Here is an 18,802-nt window from a genome sequence, read left to right on the forward strand (position 1 = left end):
CTATTTCTGTTATGCAAAAACGTCTGACACTGCTCGGTTCCACGGGCTCGATCGGAGACAGCACGCTCGACGTGGTCGCCCGCCATCCCGAGCGTTTCTCGGTCTATGCGTTGACCGCGCACCGCAATGGCGACAAGCTCGTCGAGCAGTGCCTGCGCTTCGCACCCGAAGTCGCGGTGGTCGGCGATGCGAACACGGCAGCGCACGTCGAGGCGAAGCTGCGCGCGGCGGGCAACAAGACCACGGTGCTGTACGGGCCGCAGGCGCTCGTCGACGTGTCGAACAGCGACGGCTGCGACACGGTCGTCGCGGCGATCGTCGGCGCGGCCGGCCTCGCGCCGAGCCTGGCGGCCGCGCGCGCCGGCAAGCGCATCCTGCTCGCGAACAAGGAATCGCTCGTGATGTCGGGCGCGATCTTCATGGACGCCGTGCGCGACCATGGCGCGATCCTGCTGCCGGTCGACAGCGAACACAACGCGATCTTCCAGTGCATGCCGCGCGACGCGAACGAGCACGGCGGGATCTCGAAGATCATCCTGACCGCGTCGGGCGGCCCGTTCCGCACGCGCGAGCCGGCCACGCTCGTCGACGTGACGCCGGACGAGGCCTGCAAGCATCCGAACTGGGTGATGGGCCGCAAGATTTCCGTCGATTCCGCGACGATGATGAACAAGGGCCTCGAAGTGATCGAGGCGCACTGGATCTTCGGCCTGCCGGGCGACCGGATCGACGTGCTGATCCACCCGCAGAGCGTGATCCATTCGCTTGTGTCGTACCGCGACGGCTCGGTGCTCGCGCAGCTCGGCAACCCCGACATGCGTACGCCGATCGCGCACGCGCTGGCGTTCCCGGAGCGCGTCGACGCCGGTGTCGAGCAGCTCGACCTCGCGCAGATCGCCCAGCTGTCGTTCGAGAAGCCCGACTACACGCGCTTCCCGTGCCTCGCGCTCGCGCTGAAGGCGCTCGAGGAGGGCGGCATCGCGAGCGCCGCGTTGAACGCGGCGAACGAAATCGCGGTCGAAGCGTTTCTCGAGCGCCGGATCGGCTTCATGGCGATCGCGGCGACGGTCGACGCGGTGCTCAACGCACTGCCGAACCGCAACCCGAACGGGCTCGACGACGTCCTTGCGGCGGATGCCGAGGCACGCCGCCTCGCTGCCGAGATCATTGCGAAAGCGCCTGCGCCACGCGTGGAGCGCACTGTCTGAATGAGGTGCTCATGAACGTGCTGGTCGAACTGATCGCGTTTGCGGTGGCGATCGGGGTGCTGGTCGTCGTGCATGAGTACGGACATTATCGCGTCGCGCGCTGGTGCGGCGTGAAGGTGCTGCGTTTCTCGATCGGCTTCGGCCAGCCCGTCGCGCGCTGGGTCAGCCGCAAGACGGGCACCGAATGGACGCTCTCCGCGCTGCCGCTCGGCGGCTACGTGAAGATGCTCGACGAGCGCGAGCCGGGGGCGGGCGTCAAACCCGAGGAGCTCGGCCAGGCGTTCAACCGGCAATCGGTGTTCAAGCGCATCGCGATCGTCGCCGCCGGCCCGATCGCGAACTTCCTGTTGGCAATCGTCCTGTTTTCCGCCGTATTCGCAACCGGCGTGACCGAGCCGGCCGCGGTGCTCGCGCCGCCGGCCGCCGGCACGGCGGCCGCCCGCGCGGGCTTCGACGGCAGCGAGACGATCGTATCGATCCGCGACGTGCGCGTAGGCGACGCGCAGGGCGGCGACGCCGTGCCGGTGCGCTCGTGGTCGGACCTGCGCTGGAAGCTGCTGGCGGCCGCGTTCGATCATCGTGAGGTCGTGCTCGGCGCGCGCGACGGCGGCGCGGCGACGTTCGACTTCCGCGTCGACCTGCGCAATGTTCCCGAAAGCGCGCTCGACGACGATTTCATGCTGCACCTGGGCTTCGAGACCGGCGGCGGCGCGCTGTCGGTGGCGTCGGTGCAGCCCGGCAGCGCGGCCGAGCAGGCGGGCCTGAAGGCCGGCGACAAGCTGCTTGCGCTCGACGGCAAGCCCATCGGCGGCGCCACGCGCTTCATCGACGCGGTGAAGCACCATGCGGGCCAGGCAGTCGAACTGCAGATCGAGCGCGGCGGTGCCTCCCGGACGGTGTCGATCGTGCCGCAGGCGCAGCGCGACGACGAAACGGGGCAGCAGGTCGGCCGCATCGGCGCGGCGCTGTCGATGCACACGCCGTCGGTCGACGTCCGCTACGGGCCGATCGAGAGTCTGCGCCTCGGCGCGCACCGCACGTGGGACATCGCCGTCTACTCGCTGAGGATGTTCGGGCGGATGATCACGGGCGATGCGTCGCTGAAGAACCTGTCCGGCCCGGTGACGATTGCGGACTACGCGGGCAAGAGCGCGCGGCTCGGTCCGTCGGCCTTCCTGTCGTTCCTCGCCCTTGTCAGCATTAGCCTCGGGGTGCTGAACTTGCTGCCGATTCCCGTTTTGGACGGGGGGCATCTGTTATATTATCTGGTTGAAGCCGCGACCGGGAAAGCCGTATCGGAGCGCTGGCAGCTGATTCTGCAAAGAGCCGGGTTGATCTGCATCGTCGCGTTGTCGGCGATCGCGCTGTTCAACGACCTGGCTCGGTTAATCCATTTCTGAAGCGTCAGGCGGCGGCCAGTCGGCCGCCGCCTGATTTGATGCAGCTAAATATTGGGGATGCACGTTGTTCAAACCTCATCGCTTTGTACCTAAGACAGTTGCAGCGGCCGCGCTCGCCGCGCACGGCCTCGCGGCGCATGCAGCGGCACCGTTCGTGGTGCAAGACATCAAGATCGAGGGGTTGCAGCGCGTCGAAGCCGGTTCGGTGTTCGCCTACCTGCCGATCAAGCAGGGCGATACCTTCACCGACGACAAGGCATCCGAAGCAATCCGGGCGCTGTACGCGACGGGCTTCTTCAACGACGTGCGCATCGCCACCCAAGGCAACGTCGTGATCGTGCAGGTGCAGGAGCGTCCGGCCATCGCGTCGATCGACTTCACCGGCACGAAGGAATTCGACAAGGACAACCTGACGAAGGCGCTGCGCGCGGTGGGTCTGGCCGACGGCCGCTACTACGACAAGGCGCTCGTCGACAAGGCGGAGCAGGAGCTCAAGCGTCAGTACCTGACGCGCGGCTTCTATGCGGCCGAGGTCAAGACGACGATCACGCCGGTCGACGCGAACCGCGTGTCGATCCTGTTCGCGGTCGCCGAAGGCCCGAGCGCGAAGATCCGCCAGATCAACTTCATCGGCAACAAGGCGTTCAGCACCAGCACGCTGCGCGACGAAATGCAGCTGTCGACGCCGAACTGGTTCTCCTGGTACACGAAGAACGACCTGTACTCGAAGGAAAAGCTCACGGGCGACCTCGAGGCCGTGCGCTCGTACTACCTGAACCGCGGCTACCTCGAGTTCAACATCGAATCGACGCAGGTGTCGATCTCGCCCGACAAGAAGGACATGTACCTGACGGTCACGCTGCACGAAGGCGAGCCGTACACGGTGTCGGGCATCAAGCTGTCGGGCAACCTGCTCGATCGCGAAGCCGAACTGAACAAGCTGATCAAGATCAAGCCGGGCGATCGCTTCTCGGCCGAAAAGCTGCAGCAAACGACGAAGTCGATCGTCGACAAGCTCGGTGAATACGGCTACGCATTCGCGACCGTCAACGCGCAGCCGGACATCGACCAGGCGAACCACAAGGTGAACCTGAACCTCGTCGTCGATCCGAGCCGCCGCGTGTACGTGCGCCGCATCAACGTGGTCGGCAACACGCGCACGCGCGACGAAGTCGTGCGCCGCGAAATGCGCCAGCTCGAAAGCTCGTGGTTCGATTCGAACCGCCTCGCGCTGTCGAAGGACCGCGTGAACCGTCTCGGCTATTTCACCAACGTCGACGTGACGACGGTGCCGGTCGAAGGCACGAACGACCAGGTCGACGTGAACGTGAAGGTCGACGAAAAGCCGACCGGCGCGATCACGCTGGGCGCGGGCTTCTCGTCGACGGACAAGGTGGTGCTGTCGGCCGGCGTGTCGCAGGACAACGTGTTCGGCTCGGGCACGAGCCTGTCGGTGAACGTCAACACCGCGAAGAGCTACCGCACGCTGACCGTCACGCAGGTCGACCCGTACTTCACGGTCGACGGCATCAAGCGGATCACCGACGTCTACTACCGCACGTACCAGCCGCTTTACTACTCGACGAGCTCGAGCTTCCGGATCATCAGCGCGGGCGGCAACCTGAAGTTCGGCATTCCGTTCTCGGAAGTCGACACCGTCTACTTCGGCGCGGGCTTCGAGCAGAACCGTCTCGACGTCGACTCGAACACGCCGCAGAGCTACCAGGATTACGTGAACGAGTTCGGCCGCGTGTCGAACACGGTGCCGCTGACGGTGGCATGGTCGCGCGACGCGCGTGACAGCGCGCTGATCCCGAGCCGCGGCTACTTCACGCAGGCGAACGTCGAATACGGCGTGCCGGTCGGCAAGATCCAGTACTACAAGGCCGACCTGCAGGCGCAGTACTACTATTCGTTCTCGCGCGGCTTCATCCTGGGCCTGAACCTGCAAGGCGGCTACGGTAACGGCATCGGCAACCCATACCCGATCTTCAAGAACTACTACGCGGGCGGTATCGGCTCCGTGCGTGGCTACGAGCCGAGCTCGCTGGGCCCGCGCGACACGAAGACGAACGACCCGATCGGCGGTTCGAAGATGGTGGTCGGCAACATCGAGCTGACGTTCCCGCTGCCGGGCACCGGCTACGACCGCACGCTGCGCGTGTTCACGTTCCTCGACGGCGGTAACGTGTGGGGCAACGCGCCGGGCGGCACGAGTACCGGCGCGAACGGCCTGCGTTACGGCTACGGTGTGGGTCTCGCGTGGATCTCGCCGATCGGCCCGCTGAAGCTGAGCCTCGGCTTCCCGCTGCAGAAGCACGAAGGCGACCAGTACCAGAAATTCCAGTTCCAGATCGGGACGGCGTTCTGATCGAACGCATGACAACAGTAACGAGAGGGTAATTTTGCTAACCGGTAAGTTTTCGAAACGAGTGATGTGTGCGCTGACCGTTGCGCTGGCCTTGGGCGCGGCGACGGCGCATGCTCAGGACGTCGCCCGCATCGCGGCGGTCAATTCGGATCGGATCCTGCGCGAGTCGGCGCCCGCCAAGGCGGCGCAGACGAAGCTCGAAGCCGAGTTCGCGAAGCGCGACAAGGATCTGCAGGACCTCGCGGCGCGCCTGAAGTCGATGTCCGATTCGCTGGACAAGAACGGTGCGTCGCTGTCGGCGGCCGATCGCGCGCAGAAGCAGCGCGATCTCGCGCAGCTCGACACCGACTTCCAGCGCAAGCAGCGCGAGTTTCGCGAAGACCTGAACCAGCGCCGCAACGAGGAGCTCGCGGCCGTGCTGGAGCGTGCGAACAAGGTCATCAAGCAGATCGCCGAGCAGCAGAATTACGACCTGATCGTGCAGGAAGCCGTGTACGTCAGCCCGCGCATCGACATCACCGACAAGGTGCTCAAGGCGCTCGCGTCCGGCTCGACGAACTGAACGGAGCAGACGACGAATGGCATTGACGCTTGAGGCACTCGTAACGCGGTTCGGCGGCGAGATCGCCGGCGACGCCCAGTGCATGGTGGGCGGCCTCGCGCCGCTCGACCAGGCAGGCCCTCAGCAACTCGCGTTTCTCGCGAACCCGAAGTACCTGTCGCAGGTCGAGACGACCCGCGCCGGCGCGGTGCTGATCGCGCCGAAGGATCTCGAAAAGCTGGGCGCGGCCGCGAGCGGCCGCAACTTCATCGTGACGCCGAATCCGTACGCGTACTTCGCGCGCGTCGCGCAGATGTTCATCGATCTCGCCACGCCGCCGCGCGCGGCCGGCGTGCATCCGAGCGCGACGATCGATCCGGCCGCGCAGGTCGCCGCGACCGCGGTGATCGGCCCGCACGTGACGGTCGAGGCCGGCGCGGTGATCGAAGACGACGTGCAACTCGACGCGAACGTGTTCGTCGGCCGCGGCACGACGATCGGCGCCGGCTCGCACCTGTATCCGAACGCGTCGGTGTACCACGGCTGCAAGATCGGCCCGCGCGCGATCATCCACGCGGGTGCCGTGATCGGTTCCGACGGCTTCGGCTTCGCGCCGGATTTCGTCGGCGACGGCGACGCGCGCACCGGCAGCTGGGTCAAGATTCCGCAGGTCGGTGGCGTGTCGATCGGCCCGGACGTCGAGATCGGCGCGAACACGACGATCGACCGCGGCGCGATGGCGGACACCGTCATCGAAGAATGCGTGAAGATCGACAACCAGGTGCAGATCGCCCACAACTGCCGGATCGGCGCCTACACGGTGATCGCCGGCAAGGCGGGCATCGCGGGCAGCACGACGATCGGCCGCCACTGCATGATCGGTGGCGCGGCGGGGATCGCCGGCCACGTGACGCTTGGCGACTATGTCATCATCACGGCGAATTCGGGCGTGTCGAAGTCGCTGCCGAAGGCCGGCATCTACACGAGCGCGTTCCCGGCCGTCGACCACGGCGAATGGAACCGGAGCGCCGCGCTCGTGCGCAACCTCGACAAGCTGCGCGACCGCATCAAGGCGCTCGAAACCGCGCTGGCCGCCCAGGGCGGCACGCACGCCTGACCGACACCATGCGAGACCACGAACCGGGCACGGCCAGCGCATCCGGCCCGGTTTGCCAGACTGGGCCGCACGGCGGCCCGCTTCAGCCTTTGCATCACCACCGCGCAGCCTCTGCGTGAGACGAACCATCATGAGCACTGAAAAAATCAATCTCGACATCCACAAGATCCTCACGCTGCTGCCGCATCGCTATCCGATTCTGCTCGTCGATCGCGTGCTCGAACTCGAGCCGCACAAGGGGATCAAAGCGCTGAAGAACGTGTCGATCAACGAGCCGTTCTTCCAGGGGCACTTCCCGAAGCGGCCGGTGATGCCGGGGGTGCTGATCCTCGAGGCGCTCGCTCAGGCGGCCGCGCTGCTGACGTTCTCGGAAGAGCAGCCGAAGGATCCGGAAAACACGCTGTACTACTTCGTCGGGATCGACGGCGCGCGCTTCAAGCGCGTGGTCGAACCGGGCGACCAGCTGATTCTGAACGTGACGTTCGAACGTTACATCCGCGGCATCTGGAAGTTCAAGGCAGTGGCGGAAGTGGACGGCAAGGTGGCGGCGGAAGCCGAACTGATGTGCACGGTCAAGACGGCCGACGCGGCGCCCTGAGCGACGCGGCACGCATGGGTAACGTAACGCGGGCAACGCGACACATCACATCGAGAGGCAACGGCGCATGACCAGGATTCATCCTACCGCGATCGTCGAACCGGGCGCACAGATCGACGAGTCCGTCGAGATCGGGCCGTACGCGATCGTCGGGCCGCACGTCACGATCGGCGCGCGCACGACGATCGGCTCGCACAGCGTGATCGAAGGTCACACGACGCTCGGCGAGGACAACCGCATCGGCCATTACGCGTCGGTGGGCGGCCGTCCGCAGGACATGAAGTACAAGGACGAGCCGACGAAGCTCGTGATCGGCAACCGCAACACGATCCGCGAATTCACGACGATCCACACCGGCACCGTGCAGGACGTCGGCGTGACGACGCTCGGCGACGACAACTGGATCATGGCCTATGTGCACATCGGCCATGACTGCCGCGTCGGCAGCAACGTGATCCTGTCGAGCAACGCGCAGATGGCCGGTCACGTCGAGATCGGCGACTTCGCGATCGTCGGCGGGATGTCGGGTGTGCACCAGTTCGTGCGCATCGGCGCGCACTCGATGCTGGGCGGCGCCTCGGCGCTCGTGCAGGACGTGCCGCCGTTCGTGATCGCGGCCGGCAACAAGGCCGAGCCGCACGGCATCAACGTCGAAGGCCTGCGCCGGCGCGATTTCTCGCCCGACGCGATCTCGGCGCTGCGCAGCGCGTACCGCCTGCTGTACAAGAACGGCCTGTCGCTCGAGGAAGCGAAGGTACAGTTGCGCGAGCTGGCGGCCGCGGGCGGCGAAGGCGACGCAGCGGTCACCGCGCTCGTCGAGTTCATCGACGCGTCCCAACGCGGCATCATCCGCTAAGCGATGTCGCTCCCGACCAATCAGCTCCGGCTCGCGATGGTGGCCGGCGAGCCGTCGGGCGACCTGCTCGCGGCGTCGCTGCTCGGCGGGCTTCAGGCGCGGCTGCCCGCATCGACCCGCTACTACGGGATCGGCGGGCAGCGGATGCTCGCGCACGGCTTCGACTCGCACTGGCAGATGGACAAGCTGACGGTGCGCGGCTACGTCGAGGCGCTGGGCCAGATTCCCGAGATCCTGCGGATTCGCGGCGAGCTGAAGCGCCAGCTGCTCGCGGAGCGGCCCGACGCCTTCATCGGCGTCGACGCGCCCGATTTCAACTTCAGCGTGGAGCAGGCCGCGCGCGACGCGGGCATCCCGTCGATCCACTTCGTGTGCCCGTCGATCTGGGCGTGGCGCGGCGGCCGGATCAAGAAGATCGCGAAGTCCGTCGACCACATGCTGTGCCTGTTCCCGTTCGAACCGGCGATCCTCGACAAGGCGGGCGTCGCGTCGACGTATGTCGGCCACCCGCTGGCCGACGAGATTCCGCTCGAGCCCGACACGCACGGCGCGCGCATCGCGCTCGGCCTGCCGGCCGAGGGCCCCGTGATCGCGGTGCTGCCGGGCAGCCGGCGCTCGGAGATCGGGCTGATCGGCCCGACGTTCTTCGCCGCGATGGCGCTGATGCAGCAGCGCGAGCCCGGCGTGCGGTTCGTGATGCCGGCGGCGACGCCCGCGCTGCGCGAACTGCTGCAGCCGCTCGTCGACGCCCATCCGCAACTCGCGCTGACGATCACCGACGGCCGCTCGCAGGTCGCGATGACGGCCGCCGACGCGATCCTCGTGAAGAGCGGCACCGTCACGCTGGAAGCCGCGCTGCTGAAGAAGCCGATGGTGATCTCGTACAAGGTGCCCTGGCTGACCGGACAGATCATGCGCCGGCAGGGCTATCTGCCGTACGTCGGCTTGCCGAACATCCTGGCGGGGCGCTTCGTCGTGCCCGAGCTGCTGCAGCATTTCGCGACGCCCGAGGCGCTCGCCGATGCGACGCTCACGCAGCTGCGCGACGACGCGAACCGCCGCACGCTGACCGAAGTGTTTACCGAAATGCATCTCTCGCTGCGGCAGAACACGGCCGCGAAGGCGGCCGAAGCGGTCGTGCGCGTACTCGAGCAACGCAAGGGGCGCGCATGACGGCAGCCCGTGCACCACGCCGCCGCGCGTCGACCGACGTGCAGGGCGGCTTCGACTTCAGCCGGCCCGACGAGATCGTCTGCGGCGTCGACGAAGCGGGCCGTGGCCCGCTCGCGGGGCCGGTGGTCGCCGCCGCGGTGATCCTCGATCCCGCGCAGCCGATCGACGGGCTCGACGATTCGAAGGCGCTGTCCGCGAAAAAGCGCGACGCGCTGTACGACCTGATCGTCGCGCGCTCGCGCGCGTATTGCGTCGCGTCGGCCAGCGTCGACGAGATCGACACGCTCAACATCCTGCACGCGACGATGCTCGCGATGAAGCGGGCCGTCGAAGGCCTGTCGGTGCTGCCGACGCTCGCGCAGATCGACGGCAACCGCTGCCCGACGCTGATGGTGCGTGCCGAGGCGATCGTCAGCGGCGACGCGCTCGTGCCGAGCATCTCGGCCGCGTCGATCCTCGCGAAGGTCGCGCGTGACCGCATGCTCGTCGAGCTGCACGAACGCTTCCCGGTGTACGGGTTCAACGTGCATGCGGGCTACGGCACCGAGAAACATCTCGCCGCGCTGCGCGAGCACGGCCCGTGTGAAGCGCATCGGCGCTCGTTCGCACCCGTGCGCGCGGCACTCGACCTGATTCGATGAAAAGCATTACTTCCCGCGACAACCCGCTGTACAAGCGCCTGAAGGCGCTTGCGGGTTCGACGTCCCAGCAGCGCCGCGGTGGCCAGGCGCTGCTCGAAGGTTTTCACCTCGCCAGCGCGTATCTCGATACGGGCGCGATACCCGAGCTGTGCGTCGCCACCGAAGGCGCGCTCGCGCACGACGAAGCGCAGGCGATCATCGCGCGCGTCGACGTGCAGCGGGTCGTCACGCTGCCCGATGCGCTGTTCGGACAACTGTCGAACGTGGTGAGCGGCGTCGGTTTCCTGCTGCTCGTCGATCGTCCCGCGCAGCCGCTGCCGGAGCGTGTCACGCACACGTCGGTCGTGCTCGACGGCGTGCAGGACGCCGGCAACGTCGGCTCGATCCTGCGCAGCGCGGCCGCGGCCGGTGTGCGGCACGTGTTCTGCGCGCCGGGCACCGCCTATGCGTGGTCGTCGAAGGTGCTGCGCTCGGGAATGGGCGCGCACTTCCTGTTGTCGATCCACGAGGATGTCGAGGCCGGCGCGCTCGCCGAACGCCTCGACGTGCCGGTCGCGCTGACCGATTCGCACGGCGCGCAGGCGATCTACGACTGCGACCTGGCCGGTCCCGTCGCATGGGTGTTCGGCAACGAGGGCGCCGGCGTGTCGGCGTTCTGGCGCGACGTGGCCACGCATCGCGTGACGATCCCGCAGCCGGGCGGCATGGAGTCGCTGAATGTGGCGGCTGCGGCGGCGGTGTGCCTGTTCGAGCAGGTGCGGCAGCAGCGGCACGCATGACTTGATGACGTGACGCGCGGCGTTGGCCGGGCGGTATCCCGCACCACGAAACAAGGCCGCGATCGACGCGGCCTTGTTGCTTCTGGCGACGGCGGCCCGGCGGCCGCCCGTGCGCCGGTCGTCAGTACGACTGCCGGTCGAGGCGGATTTCCTGCAGGATCGTCGTCGCGATCTCCTCGATCGACTTGTGCGTCGACGACAGCCACTTGATCCCTTCGCGGCGCATCATCGCCTCGGCCTCGTTGATCTCGTAGCGGCAATTCTCGGGCGCCGCGTACTTGCTGCCGGGGCGGCGCTCGTTGCGGATCTCCGACAGGCGCTGCGGATCGATCGACAGCCCGAACAGCTTGTCGCGATGCGGCGACAGCGCCGACGGCAGCTTGCCGCGCTCGAAGTCTTCCGGAATCAGCGGATAGTTGGCGGCCTTCACGCCGTACTGCATCGCGAGATACAGGCTCGTCGGCGTCTTGCCGCTGCGCGACACGCCGACCAGGATCACGTCGGCTTCCGACAGGTTGCGGTTCGACTGGCCGTCGTCGTGCGCGAGCGAGAAGTTGATCGCCTCGATCCGCGTCTTGTATTCCTCGGTGTCGGCGTTCTGGTGGCCGCGGCCCATCGCGTGGCTCGACTTCAGCTCCAGTTCCTGCTCGAGCGGCTCGACGAAGCGCTGGAACATGTCCAGCACGAGCGCGTTCGAGCGCTTGACGATGTCGTTCGACTCGCTGTCGACGAGCGTCGTGAACACGATCGCGCGGCGGCCGTCGTGCACCGCGGCTTCGTTGATCTTCTCGACGGTCGAAAAGGCCTTGTCGAGCGAGTCGACGAACGGCACGCGCACGAGCCGGAATTTCTGGTCGAACTGGGAGAGGATCGAGTGCGCGAAGGTTTCGGCAGTGATCCCGGTGCCGTCGGAGACGATGAAAACGGTAGGCAGCATGAATCTGGGCGTCGAGCGTGAAGGGCGGTTGCGCGGGCGGCTGGAGGTCCGCCTCCAGGCACAGTGACAAGGTCGCGCCACATCCGGCAGCCGGCACGGTAGAATAGCGGCAACCTGTTGGATAAGCAATTGCGGGGGCGGGGTGCGAACGGCACGCCAGACTTGCCGCGAACGTTCCAGAACTCCCGGCAAGTTCGGCGATTCGTCTGAATATATCGCCCTTCTGCCGGGATTTTTGCAAATCGGGTCGGAAGATTTCCCGCCTGCGATTGTTTCTCCAACAGGTTGCGCAAGACGCGCCGCGCCTTTTTGCAAGCGCCCGCGTCCGAGCCCACTTGCGCAATCGAGCATTTTTTTCACACTTAGGGGCTTGTATGACTAACGCAGCAAACGTCGCAAAGGACCAGGCGTATGTAATCCCGTTCGAGCAGTTGCGGATGACCGATGTGGAGATCGTGGGCGGCAAGAATGCGTCGCTCGGCGAGATGATCAGCCAGCTTTCCGAAGCAGGCGTTCGCGTACCCACCGGTTTCGCCACGACCGCGCTCGCATTCCGCGATTTCCTCAAGCACAACGATCTGACCGATCGCATCGCCAAGCGTCTCGAGTCGCTCGACATCGACGACGTGAAGGCGCTCGCCGAAGCCGGTGCCGAAATCCGCAAGTGGATCGTCGACGCGCCGCTGCAGGCACGTCTCGAGGAGGAAATCCGCGCACAGTTCGAAATCCTGAAGAACGGCTCGCCGGGCGAGCTGTCGTTCGCCGTGCGTTCGTCCGCGACCGCGGAAGACCTGCCCGACGCGTCGTTCGCCGGCCAGCAGGAGTCGTACCTGAACGTCGTCGGCATCGACGACGTGCTCGACCGCATGAAGCACGTGTTCGCGTCGCTGTACAACGACCGCGCGATCTCGTATCGCGTGCACAAGGGTTTCACGCACGCTGAAGTCGCGCTGTCGGCCGGTGTGCAGCGCATGGTCCGCTCGGACGTCGGCGCGGCCGGCGTGATGTTCACGATCGACACCGAATCGGGCTTCAAGGACGCCGTGTTCATCACGTCGAGCTACGGCCTGGGCGAAACCGTCGTGCAGGGCGCCGTGAACCCGGACGAGTTCTACGTGTTCAAGACGACGCTCGCACAGGACAAGTACCCGATCATCCGCCGCTCGATCGGCTCGAAGCTGATCAAGATGGAATTCACGCAGCCGGGCGAGCCGGGCCGCGTGAAGACGGTCGACGTGCCGCACGAGCAGCGCAACCGCTACTCGATCACCGACGAAGACGTGATCGAACTCGCGAAGTACGCGGTCATCATCGAGAAGCACTACCAGCGTCCGATGGACATCGAGTGGGGCAAGGACGGCCGCGACGGCAAGATCTTCATCCTGCAGGCGCGTCCGGAAACGGTGAAGAGCCAGGCGAGCGGCAAGGCCGAGCAGCGCTTCAAGCTGAAGGGCCAGTCGCAGGTGCTGGCAACGGGCCGCGCGATCGGCCAGAAGATCGGCGCGGGCCCCGTGCGCGTGATCCAGGACCCGTCGGAAATGGAACGCGTGCAGCCGGGCGACGTGCTGGTGGCGGACATGACCGACCCGAACTGGGAGCCGGTGATGAAGCGTGCGGCGGCGATCGTCACGAACCGTGGCGGCCGCACCTGCCACGCGGCGATCATCGCGCGTGAGCTCGGCGTGCCGGCAGTCGTCGGCTGCGGCGACGCGACCGACGTGCTGAAGGACGGCGCGCTCGTCACGGTGTCGTGCGCGGAAGGCGACGAAGGCAAGATCTACGACGGGCTGCTCGAGACGGAAGTCACGGAAGTGCAGCGCGGCGAACTGCCGGAAATCCCGGTCAAGATCATGATGAACGTCGGCAACCCGCAGCTCGCGTTCGACTTCTCGCAACTGCCGAACGGTGGTGTTGGCCTCGCGCGTCTCGAGTTCATCATCAACAACAACATCGGCGTGCACCCGAAGGCGATCCTCGAGTACCCGAACATCGACCAGGACCTGAAGAAGGCGGTCGAGAGCGTCGCGCGCGGTCACGCGTCGCCGCGCCAGTTCTACGTCGACAAGCTGACGGAAGGCGTCGCGACGATCGCCGCGGCGTTCTATCCGAAGCCCGTGATCGTGCGTCTGTCCGACTTCAAGTCGAACGAGTACAAGAAGCTGATCGGCGGTTCGCGCTACGAGCCGGACGAGGAAAACCCGATGCTGGGCTTCCGCGGCGCATCGCGCTACATCGCCGAAGACTTCGCGCAGGCGTTCGAGATGGAATGCCGTGCACTGAAGCGCGTGCGCGACGAGATGGGCCTGACCAACGTCGAGATCATGGTGCCGTTCGTGCGTACCGTGAAGCAGGCGGAGCGTGTCGTCGGCCTGCTCGAGAAGTTCGGCCTGAAGCGCGGCGAGAACGGCCTGCGCCTCGTGATGATGTGCGAAGTCCCGACCAACGCGATCCTCGCAGAAGAGTTCCTCGAGCACTTCGACGGTTTCTCGATCGGTTCGAACGACCTTACGCAGCTCACGCTCGGCCTCGACCGTGACTCGGGCATGGAACTGCTGGCCGTCGACTTCGACGAACGCGACCCGGCCGTCAAGTTCCTGCTCAAGCGTGCGATCGATACCTGCCGCAAGATGGGCAAGTACGTCGGTATCTGCGGCCAGGGCCCGTCCGATCACCCGGACTTCGCGCAATGGCTGACCGACGAAGGCATCGTGTCGATCTCGCTGAACCCGGACACGATCATCGATACGTGGCAAGCGCTCGCCAACCGGAAGTAACGGTCGGTAACGCTTATTCGGCGCAAGCGCGGTACGCCGCGCTTGCGCTGAAGGCAAAATGCAAGGTTCGTGTTATAAACACCCCGGTAAGCACCGGGGTGTTTTTTTTCGTCGGTACGCACCGCGTTGCGTCATGCGTGTCGACCGCGGCCCACGGACGGGCGCGCAGCGAATATAGTGAGCAGCGGGGACGTTTTTCGGGAGACCACAATGATGTCGGGGCATCTGTTCTGGTGGGTCGGAGTCGGCGTGCTGGTCGTCGCCGAATTGCTGACCGGCACGTTCTATCTGCTGATGATCGCGCTCGGCTTTCTCGCGGGCGCGCTGCTGCAGCTCGCCGGTTTCGCGCCGCACGTGCAGTTCGGTGCGGCCGCCGTGGTCGCGATCGTCGCGATGATCGTGCTGCGCCGCTCGGGGCTCGGGCGCAAGCAGAAGCGCGACACGTCGACGAATCCGGACGTCAATCTCGATATCGGCGCGACCGTCACGGTCGACGCGTGGCACGACCGCCGCGCGCGTGTGCAGTATCGCGGCGCCGACTGGGACGTCGAACTCGCGGCCGGCGAGCGCGACGATGCACGCGTGTATCAGGTGCGTGCCGTGCGCGGCAACAGTCTCGTCGTCATCGCGAAACCCGCGGGCTGATCGTCCACTGATACAACAAGGAGGGAATATTTCATGGATTCGCTGATCATCTGGGTCGTCCTGCTCGTCATCGCCATCGTGATCGTGTCGAAGACGGTGAAGATCGTGCCGCAGCAGCATGCGTGGGTGCTCGAACGCTTCGGGCGCTATCACGCGACGCTGTCGCCCGGTCTCAATATCGTGCTGCCGTTCGTCGACCGGATCGCCTACCGGCACGTGCTGAAGGAAATTCCGCTCGACGTGCCGAGCCAGGTCTGCATCACGCGCGACAACACGCAGCTGCAGGTCGACGGCGTGCTGTACTTCCAGGTGACCGATCCGATGAAGGCGTCGTACGGGTCGAGCAACTTCGTGCTCGCGATCACGCAGCTCGCGCAGACGACGCTGCGCTCGGTGGTCGGCAAGCTCGAACTCGACAAGACCTTCGAGGAGCGCGACTTCATCAACCACAACATCGTGTCGGCGCTCGACCAGGCCGCCGCGAACTGGGGGGTGAAGGTGCTGCGCTACGAGATCAAGGACCTGACGCCGCCGAAGGAGATCCTCCATGCGATGCAGGCGCAGATCACCGCGGAGCGGGAAAAGCGCGCGCTGATCGCTGCTTCCGAAGGCCGCAAGCAGGAGCAGATCAACCTCGCGTCGGGCGCGCGCGAAGCGGCGATCCAGAAGTCGGAAGGCGAGCGGCAGGCCGCGATCAACCAGGCGCAGGGCGAGGCGGCCGCGATTCTCGCGGTGGCCGAGGCGAACGCGCAGGCGATCCAGAAGATCGCGAACGCGATCCAGTCGCAGGGCGGGATGGATGCCGTGAACCTGAAGGTCGCCGAGCAGTACGTCGGCGCGTTCTCGAACCTCGCGAAACAGGGCAATACGCTGATCGTGCCGGCGAACTTGTCGGATCTCGGCACCGCGATCGCGTCGGCGCTGACGATCGTCAAGAACGCGGCACCGGCGGCGAGCGGGCGGGGCTGAGCGGCACGCGCGGGTTACGCGTGCCGGCGATCGCCGCGAGCGTCGCCGGGTGTGCGCCGCTCGTGCGCCCGTCGTGTGCCCGGTATGTGCCGGTCATGTGCCGGTCATGTGCCCGGCATGCGGCGAATCGTCGCGCGACCTCGGGCGCGATCGCGCCCGCATGTCAGCAGTACAGGTTGCGCAGCGGTTCGTCCCGGAAGGCGAGCGGCGGTCCGGCAGCCGCTCATGCGCTTCGCACCGCACACAGCAACACGGCCCGCTTCGAGCGGGCCGTGTCGTTTGTGAGGCTGGCTTTCCCGAGCGTCAGGTGCCGGCGCGCATGATGCGCGCCTTTTCGCGTTCCCAGTCGCGCTTCTTCTCGGTTTCGCGCTTGTCGTGCAGCTTCTTGCCCTTCGCGAGCGCGATGTCGCATTTCACGCGACCGCCCTTGTAGTGGAAGTTCAGCGGCACGAGCGTGTAGCCACGCTGCTCGACCTTGCCGATCAGTTTCTTGATTTCGTCACGGTGCAGCAGCAGCTTGCGCGTGCGGACCGGATCGGGCTTGATGTGCGTCGAGGCTTCGGGCAGCGGGCTGATGTGGGTACCGATCAGGAAGATCTCGGCGTTCTTCACCACGACGTAGCCTTCCTTGATCTGGCCGCGCCCGGCGCGCAGCGCCTTGACTTCCCAGCCCTCGAGCACGAGCCCCGCCTCGTAGCGTTCCTCGATGTGATAATCGAAGTGCGCTTTCCTGTTGTCGATGATGCTCATGAAAGGATCGGGCCAACTCGTTTAAAATCACGATTTTAGCAAAGCAGGGCGGGAATCGCCCGGCTTGCGTTCTCACCTCGAGCGATGCCGCGCGATTTATGGCAGATGTCCAGAAAACCGTATTGATCCGTCATTCGGCGGAACAGATGTTCGACCTCGTCACCGACGTGGCCGATTACCCCAATTTCCTGCCCTGGTGCGGTGGCGTCGAGATTCGCCGTCAGGACGACAGCGGTATGGAAGCGCGCATCGACATCAACTTCAAGGGCATCAAGCAGCATTTCGCGACGCGCAACACGCAGCAGCGCCCGACGCGGATCGACATGGAGTTCGCGGACGGCCCGTTCCGGAAGTTCACGGGCTCGTGGCGCTTCATCCCGCTGCGCGCCGATGCATGCAAGATCGAATTCGCGCTGCACTACGAGTTCTCGAGCATCCTGCTCGAGAAGATCATCGGGCCGGTGTTCAGCCATATCGCGAACACGTTCGTCGATTCGTTCGTCAAGCGCGCCGACCAGCGCTACGGGAAGGGGTGACGCGATGCTGTCGATCGAAGTCTGCTACGCGCTGCCGGATCGCCAGACGCTGATTCCGGTGTCGCTGCCCGAAGGCGCGACCGTGCGCGCGGCGATCGACGCGAGCGGCGTGCTCGCGCTGCACCCGGAAATCGACCTCGCGCACACGAAAACCGGCATATTCGGCAAGCTCGCGCCGCTCGACGCGCCGCTCGCCGACCACGACCGCGTCGAGATCTACCGCCCGTTGATCGTCGATCCGAAGCTCGCGCGTCAGCGGCGCGTCGACAAGACCCGCCGCGAGGGCTCCGTCGAGGGCCGCAAGTGGATGCACAAGGACGCGCGCTGACGCGTCGCGTCGGCGTTGCTGCATCTTCTCCGTTCCGATTCGTCAGACCAGGCGCGGCGGCGCTCAGTGCGCCGTGACGTTCGCGTTCACGGCCGCGCTGCCGGGCGTGTTGCCGCCCGCATGCGTGTCGTTGTGCCGGCGCACCGACCCGTAGACGCCCGCCAGCAGCAGGGCGAGCGCCACGATCTCGAGTACGCGCGGCATCCGCTGATCGTAGACGAACGCATAGAGCATCGCTAACACGGTTTCGAACACGATCAGCTGGCCGGACAGCGTGAGCGGCAGCCGCTTCGACGCCGCGTTCCACAGTCCGTTGCCGAGCCACGACGCGCCGATCGCAAGCACGAGGTTCAGCAGCCAGAACAGGTGCCAGCGCGATGCCGGAACGGCGGCCTGCACCGTGCCGGCCGGCAGCGCGAGGATCGCGAGCCAGCAGAGGCCGCCGATCAGCCCCGTCACGACACCCCACAGCACCGACCACTCGTTGCCGCCGAAATGAGGGTGGCGCTGCAGGTAGCGCGTGTTCGCGACCGCGTACCAGGTCCAGCTCGCGAGTGCGCCGCTTGCGCACGCGATGCCCGCGAGCTTCTGGCCGAGCGTCGTCGCCTGCGCGGCTTCCGACGTGAAGAGGTCGATGTTGATGCAGACGATGCCGGCGATCACCAGCGCGAGCGGGGCGGCGAGGCGCCGCAGCGGCATCGCGCCGTGGTCGCCGAGGCCCGCGAGCGTGACGGTCACGGGCAGCACGCCGACGATCAGCGAGCTGGGTGCGATGCCGATCAGGTGCACGGCACCGGACAGCAGCATGTAGTACGCAACGTTGCCGATCAGCGCGAGCTTCGCGAGCGCGACGAGGTCCTCGCGGGTCAGCCGGGCGAGCAGCGAGCGGGCGGCCGGCAGGGCCGCCGCCAGCGACACGAGGCCGTACATCGCATAGCGGCCCGCGCTCAGCAGCAGCGGCGAGAAGTCGGTCATCAGCCGCGGCACGAGAAAGACCATGCCCCACAACGCGCCCGCGAGGACGCCATACACCACACCGCGCTGCATCGACTGCTCCGAACGAAAGACTGACGAGCGCGCATCTTAACGACGGCTACGCGACCGCGTCTTGTTCATTCCTGCACTCGGGAGCGGGGTGTGGCAGGGACCGGCTGCAAGCGCCGCCGCGCCCCGGTCCTG

General features: G+C 66.2%; 18 protein-coding genes. 15 read left to right on the forward strand and 3 right to left on the reverse strand.

The annotated features are described in order from the left end of the window. The first annotated feature begins 11 nt into the window (after window positions 1-11). The 10 genes from DIE17_RS09360 to DIE17_RS09405 all read left to right on the forward strand — a co-directional run bounded on the left by DIE17_RS09360 (window position 12) and on the right by DIE17_RS09405 (window position 10,684). A complete protein-coding gene (locus DIE17_RS09360; RefSeq protein ID WP_044843772.1) occupies window positions 12-1,208 on the forward strand; it encodes a 1-deoxy-D-xylulose-5-phosphate reductoisomerase in 1,197 nt (398 codons plus the stop codon). A gap of 11 nt (window positions 1,209-1,219) precedes the next feature. Then, entirely contained in the window at window positions 1,220-2,608 is a 1,389-nt protein-coding gene (gene rseP / locus DIE17_RS09365) for an RIP metalloprotease RseP (RefSeq protein ID WP_124486188.1), read from the forward strand. Window positions 2,609-2,672: 64 nt separating this feature from the next. Beyond that, window positions 2,673-4,979 carry an outer membrane protein assembly factor BamA gene (bamA, locus tag DIE17_RS09370; RefSeq protein ID WP_044843770.1) on the forward strand — a complete coding sequence of 769 codons (2,307 nt, stop codon included), beginning with the start codon at window positions 2,673-2,675 and terminating at the stop codon, window positions 4,977-4,979. 64 nt (window positions 4,980-5,043) lie between these two features. Next, window positions 5,044-5,541 (forward strand): OmpH family outer membrane protein, encoded by a 498-nt coding sequence (locus tag DIE17_RS09375; RefSeq protein ID WP_040144479.1) that lies wholly within the window; start codon window positions 5,044-5,046, stop codon window positions 5,539-5,541. A 16-nt stretch (window positions 5,542-5,557) separates the two neighbouring features. Continuing rightward, complete coding sequence (lpxD, locus tag DIE17_RS09380; RefSeq protein WP_124520006.1) at window positions 5,558-6,637, forward strand: UDP-3-O-(3-hydroxymyristoyl)glucosamine N-acyltransferase; 1,080 nt, start codon at window positions 5,558-5,560, stop codon at window positions 6,635-6,637. 130 nt (window positions 6,638-6,767) lie between these two features. After that, entirely contained in the window at window positions 6,768-7,235 is a 468-nt protein-coding gene (fabZ, locus tag DIE17_RS09385) for a 3-hydroxyacyl-ACP dehydratase FabZ (RefSeq protein ID WP_006402657.1), read from the forward strand. Between the two features lie 67 nt (window positions 7,236-7,302). Then, entirely contained in the window at window positions 7,303-8,091 is a 789-nt protein-coding gene (gene lpxA, locus DIE17_RS09390; RefSeq protein WP_124520008.1) for an acyl-ACP--UDP-N-acetylglucosamine O-acyltransferase, read from the forward strand. A 3-nt stretch (window positions 8,092-8,094) separates the two neighbouring features. Next, window positions 8,095-9,264 (forward strand): lipid-A-disaccharide synthase, encoded by a 1,170-nt coding sequence (lpxB, locus tag DIE17_RS09395; protein WP_124486191.1) that lies wholly within the window; start codon window positions 8,095-8,097, stop codon window positions 9,262-9,264. Continuing rightward, entirely contained in the window at window positions 9,261-9,905 is a 645-nt protein-coding gene (rnhB, locus tag DIE17_RS09400; RefSeq protein WP_044843766.1) for a ribonuclease HII, read from the forward strand. Before lpxB ends, rnhB begins: the two co-directional genes overlap by 4 nt. After that, window positions 9,902-10,684: an RNA methyltransferase gene (locus DIE17_RS09405; protein ID WP_124520010.1), complete on the forward strand. Its 783-nt coding sequence runs from the start codon at window positions 9,902-9,904 to the stop codon at window positions 10,682-10,684. The genes rnhB and DIE17_RS09405 overlap by 4 nt, the downstream gene beginning before the upstream one ends. A gap of 121 nt (window positions 10,685-10,805) precedes the next feature. On the opposite strand, the gene DIE17_RS09410 is transcribed toward DIE17_RS09405, so the two are convergent. After that, window positions 10,806-11,621: a pyruvate, water dikinase regulatory protein gene (locus DIE17_RS09410; RefSeq protein WP_044843764.1), complete on the reverse strand. Its 816-nt coding sequence runs from the start codon at window positions 11,619-11,621 to the stop codon at window positions 10,806-10,808. Between the two features lie 374 nt (window positions 11,622-11,995). On the opposite strand from DIE17_RS09410, the gene ppsA reads away from it, so the two are divergent. The 3 genes from ppsA to DIE17_RS09425 all read left to right on the forward strand — a co-directional run bounded on the left by ppsA (window position 11,996) and on the right by DIE17_RS09425 (window position 16,009). Next, complete coding sequence (ppsA, locus tag DIE17_RS09415; RefSeq protein ID WP_124486193.1) at window positions 11,996-14,395, forward strand: phosphoenolpyruvate synthase; 2,400 nt, start codon at window positions 11,996-11,998, stop codon at window positions 14,393-14,395. Window positions 14,396-14,605: 210 nt separating this feature from the next. Then, window positions 14,606-15,040 carry an NfeD family protein gene (locus DIE17_RS09420; RefSeq protein ID WP_044843762.1) on the forward strand — a complete coding sequence of 145 codons (435 nt, stop codon included), beginning with the start codon at window positions 14,606-14,608 and terminating at the stop codon, window positions 15,038-15,040. Window positions 15,041-15,073: 33 nt separating this feature from the next. After that, a complete protein-coding gene (locus tag DIE17_RS09425; RefSeq protein WP_044843761.1) occupies window positions 15,074-16,009 on the forward strand; it encodes an SPFH domain-containing protein in 936 nt (311 codons plus the stop codon). Between the two features lie 303 nt (window positions 16,010-16,312). Here DIE17_RS09425 and smpB read toward each other — a convergent pair whose 3' ends face one another. Then, window positions 16,313-16,759: an SsrA-binding protein SmpB gene (smpB, locus tag DIE17_RS09430; protein WP_050012888.1), complete on the reverse strand. Its 447-nt coding sequence runs from the start codon at window positions 16,757-16,759 to the stop codon at window positions 16,313-16,315. A 98-nt stretch (window positions 16,760-16,857) separates the two neighbouring features. On the opposite strand from smpB, the gene DIE17_RS09435 reads away from it, so the two are divergent. Both DIE17_RS09435 and DIE17_RS09440 read left to right on the forward strand, forming a co-directional pair. After that, window positions 16,858-17,295 carry a type II toxin-antitoxin system RatA family toxin gene (locus DIE17_RS09435; protein ID WP_044843759.1) on the forward strand — a complete coding sequence of 146 codons (438 nt, stop codon included), beginning with the start codon at window positions 16,858-16,860 and terminating at the stop codon, window positions 17,293-17,295. Between the two features lie 4 nt (window positions 17,296-17,299). Beyond that, window positions 17,300-17,623, forward strand: a complete 324-nt coding sequence (locus DIE17_RS09440; protein ID WP_124520012.1) for an RnfH family protein — start codon at window positions 17,300-17,302, stop codon at window positions 17,621-17,623. A 63-nt stretch (window positions 17,624-17,686) separates the two neighbouring features. On the opposite strand, the gene DIE17_RS09445 is transcribed toward DIE17_RS09440, so the two are convergent. Further along, window positions 17,687-18,670: a DMT family transporter gene (locus tag DIE17_RS09445; protein WP_124520014.1), complete on the reverse strand. Its 984-nt coding sequence runs from the start codon at window positions 18,668-18,670 to the stop codon at window positions 17,687-17,689. Window positions 18,671-18,802: the final 132 nt, after the last annotated feature.

It is taken from the genome of Burkholderia sp. Bp9099 (assembly GCF_003857805.1).
Taxonomy (GTDB): Bacteria; Pseudomonadota; Gammaproteobacteria; order Burkholderiales; family Burkholderiaceae; genus Burkholderia.

Coding starts and splice junctions, on each gene's coding strand:
- lpxD (WP_124520006.1), top strand. CDS start 5,558: ATGGCATTGACGCTTGAGGCACTCGTAACGCGGTTCGGCGGCGAGATC.
- smpB (WP_050012888.1), bottom strand. CDS start 16,759: ATGAGCATCATCGACAACAGGAAAGCGCACTTCGATTATCACATCGAG.
- lpxA (WP_124520008.1), top strand. CDS start 7,303: ATGACCAGGATTCATCCTACCGCGATCGTCGAACCGGGCGCACAGATC.
- DIE17_RS09435 (WP_044843759.1), top strand. CDS start 16,858: ATGGCAGATGTCCAGAAAACCGTATTGATCCGTCATTCGGCGGAACAG.
- DIE17_RS09405 (WP_124520010.1), top strand. CDS start 9,902: ATGAAAAGCATTACTTCCCGCGACAACCCGCTGTACAAGCGCCTGAAG.
- lpxB (WP_124486191.1), top strand. CDS start 8,095: ATGTCGCTCCCGACCAATCAGCTCCGGCTCGCGATGGTGGCCGGCGAG.
- rseP (WP_124486188.1), top strand. CDS start 1,220: ATGAACGTGCTGGTCGAACTGATCGCGTTTGCGGTGGCGATCGGGGTG.
- DIE17_RS09445 (WP_124520014.1), bottom strand. CDS start 18,670: ATGCAGCGCGGTGTGGTGTATGGCGTCCTCGCGGGCGCGTTGTGGGGC.
- DIE17_RS09425 (WP_044843761.1), top strand. CDS start 15,074: ATGGATTCGCTGATCATCTGGGTCGTCCTGCTCGTCATCGCCATCGTG.
- ppsA (WP_124486193.1), top strand. CDS start 11,996: ATGACTAACGCAGCAAACGTCGCAAAGGACCAGGCGTATGTAATCCCG.
- DIE17_RS09410 (WP_044843764.1), bottom strand. CDS start 11,621: ATGCTGCCTACCGTTTTCATCGTCTCCGACGGCACCGGGATCACTGCC.
- DIE17_RS09420 (WP_044843762.1), top strand. CDS start 14,606: ATGATGTCGGGGCATCTGTTCTGGTGGGTCGGAGTCGGCGTGCTGGTC.
- rnhB (WP_044843766.1), top strand. CDS start 9,261: ATGACGGCAGCCCGTGCACCACGCCGCCGCGCGTCGACCGACGTGCAG.
- DIE17_RS09360 (WP_044843772.1), top strand. CDS start 12: ATGCAAAAACGTCTGACACTGCTCGGTTCCACGGGCTCGATCGGAGAC.
- DIE17_RS09440 (WP_124520012.1), top strand. CDS start 17,300: ATGCTGTCGATCGAAGTCTGCTACGCGCTGCCGGATCGCCAGACGCTG.
- DIE17_RS09375 (WP_040144479.1), top strand. CDS start 5,044: ATGTGTGCGCTGACCGTTGCGCTGGCCTTGGGCGCGGCGACGGCGCAT.
- fabZ (WP_006402657.1), top strand. CDS start 6,768: ATGAGCACTGAAAAAATCAATCTCGACATCCACAAGATCCTCACGCTG.